The organism is Acidobacteriota bacterium (genome assembly GCA_034211275.1).
Taxonomy (GTDB): domain Bacteria; phylum Acidobacteriota; class Thermoanaerobaculia; order Multivoradales; family JAHZIX01; genus JAGQSE01.
Genome location: JAXHTF010000202.1, coordinates 1 through 11,965, shown reverse-complemented (window position 1 = coordinate 11,965; position 11,965 = coordinate 1). Strand labels below are relative to the sequence as shown.

General features: G+C 65.3%; 8 protein-coding genes. 2 read left to right on the top strand and 6 right to left on the bottom strand.

What is annotated here, in order from left to right; genetic code table 11:
• Nucleotides 1-846: 846 nt before the first annotated feature.
• The 3 genes from SX243_21625 to SX243_21615 all read right to left on the bottom strand — a co-directional run bounded on the left by SX243_21625 (nt 847) and on the right by SX243_21615 (nt 3,734).
• Nucleotides 847-2,109, bottom strand: coding sequence for a hypothetical protein (locus tag SX243_21625; protein MDY7095585.1), 1,263 nt, complete (start codon nt 2,107-2,109; stop codon nt 847-849).
• A gap of 156 nt (nt 2,110-2,265) precedes the next feature.
• Nucleotides 2,266-2,763 carry a biotin transporter BioY gene (locus SX243_21620; protein ID MDY7095584.1) on the bottom strand — a complete coding sequence of 166 codons (498 nt, stop codon included), beginning with the start codon at nt 2,761-2,763 and terminating at the stop codon, nt 2,266-2,268.
• A gap of 83 nt (nt 2,764-2,846) precedes the next feature.
• Nucleotides 2,847-3,734, bottom strand: coding sequence for a radical SAM protein (locus SX243_21615; GenBank protein ID MDY7095583.1), 888 nt, complete (start codon nt 3,732-3,734; stop codon nt 2,847-2,849).
• Between the two features lie 228 nt (nt 3,735-3,962).
• On the opposite strand from SX243_21615, the gene SX243_21610 reads away from it, so the two are divergent.
• Nucleotides 3,963-7,313, top strand: a complete 3,351-nt coding sequence (locus SX243_21610) for a DUF2339 domain-containing protein (GenBank protein MDY7095582.1) — start codon at nt 3,963-3,965, stop codon at nt 7,311-7,313.
• 28 nt (nt 7,314-7,341) lie between these two features.
• Here the strand turns inward: SX243_21610 and SX243_21605 are convergent, their stop codons facing one another.
• Both SX243_21605 and SX243_21600 read right to left on the bottom strand, forming a co-directional pair.
• On the bottom strand, nt 7,342-8,430 hold the full coding sequence (locus tag SX243_21605; GenBank protein MDY7095581.1) for an SDR family oxidoreductase: 1,089 nt from the start codon (nt 8,428-8,430) through the stop codon (nt 7,342-7,344).
• Nucleotides 8,431-8,531: 101 nt separating this feature from the next.
• Entirely contained in the window at nt 8,532-10,223 is a 1,692-nt protein-coding gene (locus SX243_21600) for a succinic semialdehyde dehydrogenase (protein ID MDY7095580.1), read from the bottom strand.
• A 250-nt stretch (nt 10,224-10,473) separates the two neighbouring features.
• Here SX243_21600 and SX243_21595 point away from each other — a divergent pair, with 250 nt between their 5' ends.
• Nucleotides 10,474-11,421, top strand: coding sequence for a transposase (locus SX243_21595; protein ID MDY7095579.1), 948 nt, complete (start codon nt 10,474-10,476; stop codon nt 11,419-11,421).
• Between the two features lie 279 nt (nt 11,422-11,700).
• On the opposite strand, the gene SX243_21590 is transcribed toward SX243_21595, so the two are convergent.
• The coding region (locus tag SX243_21590) for a hypothetical protein (GenBank protein MDY7095578.1) at nt 11,701-11,965 on the bottom strand (265 nt) is incomplete at its 5' end.

Here is an 11,965-nt window from a genome sequence, read left to right as displayed (position 1 = left end):
GAGGACGGCGTTACGTGGACACCGGAGGGGGCGGGCTCGCCTCCTCCGGCTTTTTTTTATCCCCTCCTCACATGCCCCCCCCACTGGGGCTCCTCTCGAGACGCCTCCCTGGGGCCGTCCCACCGGACCGGTGCTCTGATCCCGCGCCCACGGGCGTCTCTCTCCTCCTCGACTCTCCTTTCTCCTCAGGCTCGCTCCCCTCGGCTTACTTTCTCCTCGACAGAGAGCATCCTCCAAGCCTTTCCGACGAGAGATTCTCCCTCCTCTACCCCCTTAAGACGGATTCCTTGGTCTTTTTCAAGAAAAATTTGTCTTAAAAGGCATCTCTACTGCACCAATCGATCTCTTCAGGCTTTAGGGTAGTACCTATCTATAGATATTTCCCGGCCTGGTGGATCCGTGGGGGAGAAGCCTTTGGCCGGGAGGGAGGACTTTTCTAATGAACCGGATGAACCACTCTCGTACCTTCAGCACCTACTTCAAGGCGATCGCACTTCTTCTGCTAGCGCTCTCGCTTCCAGCCACAGCAGGTGACTCCTCCGCGATGTTCAACGTTGAACAAAGTGTCTCTGCCGGGCTTGGTAGCTACGCCCGCGGCTCCTTCGTTGACCCCAACGGTTACTCCCGCGGGTCCTTCGTCGACCCCAACGGCTGCACCCGCGGCTCCTTCGTCGATCCCAACGGCCACGCTCGGAGTGGACCGCTAAATCCGGAGAGAAGGAGCATCTAAGGGCTCTTTCCGACAGCAGTAAATGCCTTCTTCGGGAGCCGACCTGGTTCTGGAGAAGCTAGCTAGCCCCCTCTCCTCCGACACAGCTCGCCGGTCGGAGGAGGGGGTCTTTTACATCATGGCTCAGAGATTAGAGGCGAACGACCTAGTGCCATACCTTTCCGACTGGAGAAGAGCTCAATCAGGGTACGAATCATGTTCACCGTTGCAGTCTCGGCCCTAGCAGCCTCGCCGAGAAGAAGAAGCGCCCTGAGAGCTTCAGCGTGGACAGAGTGCTGCTCGAGGATTCGATAGGCTCTATCAGCCGCCTCTGCCAGCTCTGGATATCGATTGCAACCTGCCAGCAGCTCTGCAATGTCGAGCTCCACCAAAGCCATGTCATAGTAACTCCGGTCGCGCTCGAATCGCGCCGACACCTCTCGGTAAATATTGAGAGCAGCATGGCTATCCCCCAGCTGCCGGCGAATGTGCCCCTCCGACCAGCGCAACCGGAGGAGATTGCGGTAGTGCCCGATCTTGCGCCACAAGCGCTCTACCAGTGGCAGCCGGAGCTCCGCCTCCTCATAGTGCCCAGCCTTGATCAGCGCATGCAGCAGGTTGTGCTGGCAGTTGGCAAATAGATAGGCGTGATCTTCTTCGTCAATGAGCTGTTGAGCTTTGGTCAGGTGGAAGATCGCCTGAGAGGGGTCCTGATTCAGATCAGCAACATTGCCGAGGAGGAGATGCACCTTGCCCACCAGGTCGGGCCGATCGGCGCGGTCGTAGAGGTCCGCCGCCTGCTGCAGGCTCTGTACCGCCTCGGTGAGCCTCCGCTGATCCACCCGCAACGAGCCCAAGAGATCCGCCACCGTGCCCCGGGTCAGGGTCGCTCCCGTGCCCCGACTCACGAAAACCATCGCGTCCCGCAGGCTCTTCTCCGATGCCTCCAGATCCCCCGCCACCCGCTGCGCATTGCCCAGATACGCCCAGGCACGGGCTCGAAGGTCGGCGAGCAGCGGCGGGGAGTAGTACTCCGGGTCGAGAAAAACGGTGAGACTCACCGCGGCGTGGGCCAGCGTCACGGAGCGGGCCGGCGAGTAGGCCAGAGCTTCTTTGCTCTTCTCCACCAACAGGCTGCACATGGCCCAGAAGAAATGCCGTTCTTCCAGCTGCTCGGTGAGCCGCTCCGCGGGAAAATCCTCGAGCTCACGCCATAGCTCCCGAGCCCGGTTGCGCTCCTCAACGACCACCACCGGATTCGGATGCCCCACCTCGTCCTGCCAGCGCTGCAGCGTCTCCAGCCGTTGCCGGCAGGTCACGCAGCCGCTCAGCCAATCGACCAGGTGGTTCTCCAAGACCAGGGCGTCCCGCCGGTTACTCAGCCCAAACCCGGTCTCCAAAATGACCGCGATCTCTTCGACCGAAGGACAACTCTCTGGGTGATATCCATCCTTCACACTTGCTCCTCCCAAGATCCAGGATCCTTGCGGCAGGAATATATTCCACTACGAGACTAGCCTTGGCCACAAACAATGGAAAAACATTGTTCTAACGAGTTATTTTTTCATCCTTTTGAGTAAAACCGTCCCAGCCTCCAGCAGAGACCAGGCCAGGAGGCTCTTGATCAAGGCTCCGAGAAGAAAGGGAAGGAGGCCCGCGGTGACCGCTTCCGAGGTTCCGACGAAGACCGCCAGCCAAGGCACGCCGAGGGCGAAAATCACTCCGTGAGCGGCGAGGAGGAGCAGAATCCTACGTCTCCAGGTGGTCGTCACCGGGGCGCGGCCCGCCACCGCCGCACCGGCCACAAAGCCCAAGAGATACCCGCCGGTAGGCCCCAGCAGGTGCTCGAGACCCGCGGCACCGTCGGCGAAAACCGGTAGGCCGGCGGCGCCGGCGGCGAGGTAGAGGGCCAGAGCCCCGGCACCGCGCGCCGAGCCCAAGGCGAGTCCCACGACGAGCACCGCCAAGGTCTGAGCGCTCACCGGCACCGGGCTGCCCGGGACGGGGAAGGACCAGCGGGCCGCCAGCGCCACCAGCGCGGCCCCCACCGCCATGGCAACGACCTGCGCCGCCCTCTTCCCCCAACCTGCCGCTGGTCTTGTTGCTAGCGGTTGGGAAACAGCCTCCTGCGGCCGGTTCATGGCGTGGCCTCCCCGGCCGGCAAATAGCGGCCAGCGAAGCCCTCCGCCCCGACCCCCACCGGCCCCGGAAAGACCTCGCGGGCCAGATCCACCATGCGCCGGCGATAGCCCAGGCCGACACTCTCCGGAAGCACCTGAGCCATGGCTGCCGGTAGCTGGGTGCGGAGGGTGCGCCGGCCGTCCGCCGAGCCGTCACCGCCGATGAAATGGTCGATGACCACCGCGTCGGCGACCTCTCCCAGGCGGCGGAAAAAGCGTTCCGGATGCTCCATGGGCAAGAGTGGAGCGACGGTGATGACGGTGCGCAAACCGGCGGCGCGGAGCTCCTGGGCAGCCTCCAGGCGACGGCTCACCGGGCTCGCTGGCGGCGGCAGGCCCGGCAGCCGCTCCCGATCCGTCTCCACCGACAGATGCACCCGCAGACGACAGACCTCCGCCAGCCGCTTCAACAGCTGCACCTCCTGGGCCACCCGATGACTGTGGGTCTGGAGCACCAGCTCGTCCGGCGGCTCCTGGAGCATCGCCTCGAGCACCGAGCGGGTGATGCCGAAACGCCCCTCCTGGGGCGGAAAAGGCTCGGTGGAGCTCGACAGAAAGATGCTGAAGACTCCCTGAGAATCTTCCCCCTGCCGCCGTGCCCAGCGGCGTTCCCGGGGCGCGTGGCGCCCATAGGCTTCGGCGAGGTTGGTGCGCACCTCCAGAAACGATCCCCAGGTCCGGCCGCGGGTGACCCACGGATTGTGGCGCACGTAGCAGCCAACGCCGCAGAGGGAGTTGCCCAACGAACAGCCGGCATAGGGTTGCAGCGAGTGGGACGTCACCGTGCGCAAGTACCCGCCACAGCGGGTCAGGGGATTTTCGATGGTGGTAAAGTGAATCTTCATGATCCAATCCGGTTGCTGCCCTCCGGCTCCCAGGCCAGCGGCAAGAGTTCTACGGGACACTAGCGCAGGTGCCCTCTCCTGTAGTTCTAGTGCCTTCCAACGGCACTTGCAGGTCGTTTTTCTGGGGAATTTTTCCAATCCCGGTGTCAGCAACAGGGCCGATGCCAGCGCCGGTCTCTCTTTCCGTTCGGCTCCTCCCGTCCATGGCCGGTGTGAAAGGAGAGGGTGATGGAGTGTCTGACCGCATTGGTAGTGCTCCTGATCTTCGTCGCACCGTGGGTGTTGCTGGGGCTGAATTGGGTCCGCACTCGCAAGGCTCACCAACGCATCGACGAGCTGGAGATCCAGCTGAGCTCGATTCGGCAACAGCTCCAAAATCGGCCTTCTGCCCAAAGCCCCGACACCGCGGCGCCTCCCCGGACTCCCGACTCGGCGGGAGTCGAGACTCCGGCGGAGCCGGTCTCCGTCAAGCAACTGGCGGCGAGGCAGCGAGTCGAAGATTGGGGAAGGGAGAATCTGCGGGCCGAGGCTCCCCGGACGGAGGACGGCCAGCGGCAGGATAGACCTCCGGAGCCCGCCCCGCAGGAGTCGGCCCCGGCACCGGCGCCGCCAGCACCGCCCCTCGAGCCCCCCAGCGAGCTCCCCGAGGCCACGGCATCGCTCACCTCCAGCATCGAGACGCCCCCGGAAGGGCTTCCGACCACCCCCGAACCTGCAGAGCACGAGGTCCCCAGTACGGCACCCGAGGCACCGCCGGATGAAGCTAGCGAGGGGCCAACCGGGGAGGAAACCAAGGGGCCAACCAGCGCCAGCAGCTTCGATTGGGAGCGCTGGCTGGGCATCCGCGGGGCTGCACTGCTGGGGGGCATCGTGCTCGCCCTGGCGGCCATCCTCTTCCTGCGCTACGCCATCGCCCAGGGCTTCTTCCCACCGGTGGTGCGCGTCGCCCTCGGTGCAGTGGCAGGGCTCAGCGCAGTGATCGCCTCCCAGGTGCTCCGCCGCCGCGGCTACGCCCAGACCGCCAACCCCCTGGCGGGAGGCGGAGTGGTGGCCCTCTATGCCTCGGTTTGGGCCGGCTACAGCCTCTACGGGCTGATCCCGCCTTGGGCTACCTTCGTCCTCATGGCCGCCGTCACCGTGCTCTGCGGTGGCCTGTCCTGGGCCTACCGCTCGTTGGTCATCGGTGTCCTGGGCCTCGCCGGCGGCTTCGTCACACCGCTGCTGCTGAGCAATCTGCAACACCAACCCTTGAGCCTGTTTGGCTATCTCCTGGTGCTCGACATCGGCCTGCTGGCGCTGGCCCGCAGCCGCCGCTGGCCGAGCTTGGCTGCCATCGGCCTCCTCGCCACCACCGCCTACCAGGTCGCCTGGTTGGGCGGCACCCTGGGGAAGGTCGCCCTCGGGCCGGGGATGCTGATCCTGGGACTCTTTGCCGGAGCGTTCGTGCTCCTGGGACCGCTCTCCCGCAAACCGAACGAGAGCCCCCTGGAGGGCTGGCAAGGGATCCACATCGGTGCGGTGCTCCTCCCCTTCGCCCTCACCCTGCGCTTCGCCGACGCCGACCTCTCCCCCCATCTCTACCCGCTGGGTATTTTCCTGCTGATCCTCGGGCTGGCGGCCCAATGGCTGGCCCGGCGCATGGGCGAGCCGCTGGTGGCCCTGGGCGCCGCCGGTGGCACCGTGGGAGTGGTGACGGTGTGGGCTCTGGGCACGGACTTGACGCCGGCGTTGGGCTGGGAGCTGGTGGCGGTGAGCCTGGGGCTGGCCTTGGGCTTCCATCTCTTCTTCGAGCTCTTCCAGACCTCCAGTGAGTCGCCGGAAGAGCCGTCGCGGGAGTCACCTTCGACGAGCTGGTTGCCGGCCTCGGCGGTGGCCCTCGGTCTGCTAGCGCTCATCGCCGTCCTCCCCGGATTCGAAGCCGCACCGAGCTTCTGGACCTGGTTGCTGGCCTGGGCAGTGCTCTTGGTCCTGCTGCTCCGGCTCCAGGCCTTGGCTGCTCCACCGCTTCTGGGGCTCGCAGCTTGCGCTCTGACCACCTTGGGCTTCTTCTCCGCGGGCCTGACGAGCCTCGATCCGCCGGCAGATTCCTGGGCGGCCCCGCCACCGTGGCTCTTCTTCACCGTCTACGGAGCCAGTGCGGTGCTCATCCTGATGTGGTCTCGGTGGCCAACGAGCCGCGATAGCTCGCGCAATCCATCCACCGCCCCCACCTGGAGCGCCCTTCTCTTCGCCGCCGGCCTGATCCTGCTCCCCGCCCTGACCGGGCTCCTGCCCGGCTTCGAAGCTCCCGGCCTGCTGGTGACCACCTTCGCCGGCACGGCCCTGGCCCTGGTTGCCATCCACCGCCTGCGCTCGCCGCTGGCGTTCGGTCTGCTGATCTTCGAGCTCTTCGCCTTCCACACGCTGTACACCACCGTCTCCGCGGTCTTCTCCTACCCGGGGGGCGAGGCGTCGGCGGAGCTCTACACCTTCCCCCCCAGACAGTGGCTACTCGCCGGATACTGGCTTCTGGCCGCCCTGCTCTGCGCCTGGCCGGTGTACTTCCGACGGCATCTCCAAGGCTCCCAAGCCAGGCCGCCGCTGCCGGGATCCCTGCGCCTCGCCGCCCTGGTGGGCCCCCTTTGGCTCGTCGGGCTCAGCATTCTCTTCTTCGACTTGTGGAGCGACGACCTCCTCGGCTTGGTTCCCCTCGCTCTCGCCCTCGTGGCCTTCGGTGTCGCTCTCTGGATCCGCCAGCTGGCTCGCCAGGGCGCCTGGTTCGCCGGGGACTCGGCGCGCCGCATCGGCCTGGCGTGGATGACCGGCTCCGGATTGGCGCTGATCGCCGTGGGTATTCCCATGCAATGGCGCGAGGAGCACCTCACCCTCGGTTGGACGGCTCTGGCGTTGGCGGTGCTGGCTTTCTGGCGGCGAGTGGACCAACCGGGGCTCAAATACCTCGGAGGCGGGCTGCTGGCATTGGTGACCCTGCGGCTGGTGGCCAATCCCTGGGTCTTGAGCTACCACCCGGTGGTGGACGGCGCGCGGGTCGGCTTGCCGGTGCTCAACTGGCTCGCCTACACCTACCTGCCGGCGGCGGCGGTGTTGATCGTTGGCGGACGCTGGCTGCGCCTTCGGGAGGTGCCGCGTCTGCGGCCGCTGGAGCGCTCCAGCCTCTACTCGAGCGCCCGCCCATGGCTGGCCTACGGCTGCTTCCTGGCGGCGGGGCTGGTGATCTTCGGCTGGATCAACCTCACCGTCTACGATGCTTTCACCCCCGGCGTCTTCTTCACCAACGACCTGGGCAGCGCCCTGGAGCGGGCGCCGGCGCGAGACCTCACCCTCTCCCTCACCTGGCTGGCCTATGCCCTCGTGCTCCTGGTGCTGGGCATCCGGGAGCGCTCCTCGGGCCTGCGCTGGGGCAGCCTGGTGCTAGTGCTGGTCACCGTGATGAAGGTCTTCCTCTACGACCTCGGCGAGCTGGAGGACCTCTACCGCGTCGCCTCCCTGGTCGGTCTGGCGTTCTCGCTGATCCTCATCTCCCTCGCCTACCAGCGCTTCGTCTTCCGTTCCTCCGAAGGTTCCGCGGAGGAAAGCTGAGACGAGGAGCTGACACGGTGGTCAGCGATCAGGTCATGGCTTCGCCGGAAATCTCCGGATGGGCGCGCACGAAGTCCACCAGACGCTTGACGTAGGTTTTGAACGGCGGGCAGGAGATCCCCGTGCCCTGCAGGTCCCGCTGGGTGTGGAAGGACGTGTAATGGGTCGGGTGGGCGAAATAGTCCACCGCCGGCGCCGGGATCTGCATCAGCTGGTAGACGCCGGGGACGTGGTCGATGAGGGCCTTGGCGGCGAATTTCATCATCGGAATGCGCACCACCCTGCGGTGAGCTGCCCGGCCGATGACCTGGATCAGCTCGTCCACCGTCAGCGGTGAGGGATCCGCCAGCTGATAGACCTCTCCGGCGGAATCCTCCCGCCCACTGAGATGGGCCATGGCCTCGATGACAAAGTCCTGGGGCACCAAGTTGGCCCGATAGCTCTTCGAATCCCCGACCACCGGCAGCACCGCGACATAGGGCTGCCGGAGGAGCCAGCGGATCACATAGTAGGGGCCGTCGAATTTCTGCGTCTCGCCGGTACGACTGTCACCGACCACGATGGCGGGGCGATAGATGGTCGCAGGCATCCCCTCCGCCATGCGCATCTGGACCTCCGCCTCGGCGAGGAATTTGGTTTCCTCGTAGTAATTGTTGAACACCTGCCCCTTGTCCAGGTCGTCTTCGGTGAAGGCACCGGCGTAGCGACCGCTGACATAGCAGGTGCTGATGTATTGGAAGCGCCGCAGATTGGGGCATTTCTCGGCGAAGTCCAGCATGTGGCGGGTCCCGTCGACGTTGACCCGCATCCCGATTTCGCGGGACACGCTGAGGTTGTACACCGCCGCCAGGTGGTAGATCTCCTCGACCCCTTCCCTCAGCTCCCGGGAGGCACCGAGCCCCAGATCCGGAGCGGTGATATCCCCCTCCGCCAATTCGATGCGTCCTTCCAGCGAGGGGTGGGCGATCACCAGCTCCTGAACCCGCTGCCGTGCCAGCACCGAGAACTTGGGCTGCACCAGACAGATCGCCCGCTGCTCCGGAGAACGCTCCAGAACGCGGGGCAGCAGGCGAGAACCGAGATAGCCGGGAAAACCGGTGAATAGGACGTCGGGCATGGGAAACCTCCTCCAGGAGGGGAATGTTCGTCGTGGACCTCGTCAGAAAGTGGAAATTGGACAGCCAGGGCCTCTGCAACCGCGGCTTGATTCCGTCGGGATCAGCGCAGGCCCGGCACGTGCCGTAGCCAGCGGAGCGTCTGGCTCATCATCTGGCTGAAGCCCCGGTGGCTCACTCCCGGCGGCGGCGCCACCGGCAGCAACCGCTGCACCGCCACCGTCTGGGATTCGGTGTATTTGAGGATCCCCTCGGCACCGTGGCGGCGGCCGACTCCTGAATCCTTGTAGCCTCCCATGGGCGCCGAGACCGAGCCCCAGGCGGCGGCGTAGGCCTCGTTGATATTCACCGTGCCGGCCTCCAGGCGCACCGCCAGCTCCAGGGCTAGCTCCGTATCCTCGGTCCATAAGCTGGCGTTGAGTCCATAGGACGTGTCGTTGGCCTGGGTCACCGCTTCCTCCACGGTGTCGAAGGGATAGAACGCCACCACCGGACCGAAGGTCTCTTCGCGGTAGAGCTTCATTCCCTCCTCGACCCCGGTGAGTACCGTCGGCTCGAAGAAATAGGGTCCCAGATCCGGCCGCGGCCGTCCCCCCACCACCACCGTGGCGCCCTTCTCGACGGCGTCGTCCAGGTGCTCCTGCACCTTGTCCAGCTGCTCTTGGGACATCAGAGACCCCATGTCGGCACCGTAGGCCAGATCCGCCCCCACCCGCAGGCAATGCACCCGCTCGGCGAAGAGCGTCAGTAGATCGTCGAAGATCGCCCGGTGGACATAGACCCGCTCAAAGGAGATGCACAGCTGTCCCGCGTTGGCGAAACAGCCGCGGATCAGGCCGTCGGCGGTGCGGTCCAAATCGGCGTCGGCGAGCACCACCGCCGGGTTCTTGCCCCCCAGCTCCAGGGCGCAGCCGATGAGCTGCTGCCCCGCCTGGGCCGCCACCTTGCGGCCGGTGGCGGTGCTGCCGGTGAAAGTCAGGAAATCGCTGTGCTCGATGAGCGGCTCCCCCAGGGTACGGCCGGCGCCGGTGACCACCTGAAACAAGCCGCTGGGGAGGCCCGCCTGGTAGAGCAGATCCACCACCCACAGGGCCGTGAACGGAGTGCGGCTATCCGGTTTGAGGAGCACCGCATTGCCCGCCATGAGCGCCGGGATGGCGTCGGTGGCGGCCAGGCTGAGCGGGTAATTCCACGGTGAGATGAAGCCGATGAGGCCCCGGGGATGGTGGTGTTCCCAGGTGGCGGTGAGCCCCGGCAAAGCGCCCATGCGGCGCTGACTGCGCAGATGATCCTCTGCGTGGTGAGCATAGTAGCGGCAGACGTTGGCGACATCCGCCACCTCTTCGTAGGCGTGGACCCGCGCCTTCCCCGCCTCCACCTGAATCAAGTCCAGCACCTCTTCCTGGCGATCCAGGATCAGATCATGTAAGCGCAAAAAGACCTCCGCCCGCTGTTCCAGCGTCCAGGTCTTCCACAGCCGCTGGGCATCTCGCCCCCGGCGTGCCGCTTCCACCACATCCTCCGCCGTCGCCTCCGGCACCTCTCCCAAAGTCTCCCCGGTGAACGGGGCCTGCACCGCCACCCACCGCCGGTCGCCGTCCGCCACCGTCACCCGTCCCACCAGCCGGTCCACGAACTCTCGACCAAATCGCTCTTCCAAAGTCCCCAACCGGTTCGGCCCCACCGCCCGGGGAGCCCACCCCAGCCTTCCCGAGGTCGCCGCAGCCGGTCGATCCGCCTCCGTCGCCAAGCGTAAAGAGCTCTTCCGATCCGTCGTCGTGGGTTGGGATGCCATCAGCGCTCAATCCTTTCTGCCAGCGGCTCAACGCCCCGCCAGCGGGGTCCTCGGGGGGCCGAGGGTCTTCCATTGTACCGACCTTGACGCGCTGCGGCAATCAACCGACCAACACTTGGGTCCCGCCCTTCTACCTTCCCACCAACACTTGGGTCCCCCGTCTTGGATTTCGGGAAAATTCCGCCCTTTCCCGAGAAAGGTGAGCGATCCCGGCCCCTTTTGCCCTCTTGCAGGAGTGAAAGGAGTTGTCATGAAACAACCGATTCGATTCGTACCCCTCGGCGGAGCCCTGGTCTTGGTCACCCATCGCTGTCTCCAGGCCCGCTTCCTGCTCACCCCCAACGGTCAGCTCAACAAGCTGGCCAAGGCCATCCTCGCCCGCGCCGCCCAGCGGACCGGCGTGCAGGTCATCGCCCCAGTCATCTTTGGCAACCACGTCCACCTACTGCTCTTTGTCCCCGACACCAAGGCCATGGCTCGATTCATGAACTATTTCGCCGGCAACCTGGCCCGGGAGGCCGGGCGCCTCCACGGCTGGTCCGGCAAGTTCTGGCACCGCCAATACTCCTACTCGGTAGTGGCCGACGACGAAGGCTCCCAGATGCAGGTCCTCCGGTACCTGCTCTCCCATGGCTGCAAGGAAGATCTGGTCGCCAGTCCTCTCCAATGGCCAGGCCTTCATCCCGCCTCGATGATCTTGGAAGGCCCGATCCATCGCGGCACTTGGGTGGATCGCACGGCCCTCTGCCATGCTCGCCACAACCGGCCGGCTTCTCCCCCCAAGCAGGAGGACTTCGAGCACGAGGAGATCCTCGAGCTAGCTCAGCTGCCTTGCTGGGCAGACCTATCCTGGGAGGAATATCAGACTCAAGTACGGGCTCTGGTGGATGAGATCGAGGAGGAGACTCGCATCAGGCACCGACAGAAGGGCACCAGGCCTCTGGGTTGCAGGCGAGTGCTCAAGCAGGCTCCCCACGCAGCTCCCAAACAGCCCAAGAAGGGCCCTGCGCCCCTGATCTTCGCCGCTTCGAAAGCGGTTCGCGAAGCCTTCGAGAAAGCTTACCGACTAGTCGTGGCAGCCTACATGAGCGCTTCGGCGAGATTGCGCTCTGGAGACCGGTCCGTACGATTCCCTGAGGGTACCTTTCCACCAGCTTTGGCCTTCGTGCATCCGGAGGCTGGAGCACGAGCGGGTTGAGGAGCTAACCTGGTCCCGGCCCTCTCAGACAACGAGACTGAATCGAGCTTTCTCTAGGGAATGTGAAGGAGCGGTGTAGTTGGCGGCAGGCAAGGATGCCGAGAAGCGCCGACTCGAACAGCAGATTCCACGCTGAGAGTGGGAAAAGAGGGAGAAGTGCGGCTCCTGAGGGCCTGAAATGATGGGGCGGACGAGCAGCTCCTCCCCACTAGACCAACAGATGGGTCCCGGAAATCACCTTCTTGGCCAAGAATCCAGCAAATGGGTCCCGACGTGGGATTACTCGGCCCACCGCCGCATGATCAACGCCCCGTTCGTCCCCCCAAACCCGAACGAATTCGTCAACGCGTACTCCAGCTCCGTCGGCCGAACCTCGTTGGGCACGAAATCCAGATCGCAACCCTCCCCCGGCTCGTCGAGATTGATCGTCGCCGGCAGGATTTGGTGATGGAGGGCCAAGGCCAGTACCCCGCACTCGAAACCACCGGCGGCTCCCAACATGTGGCCGGTGGACGACTTGGTCGAAGATACCGCCAGTTGGTAC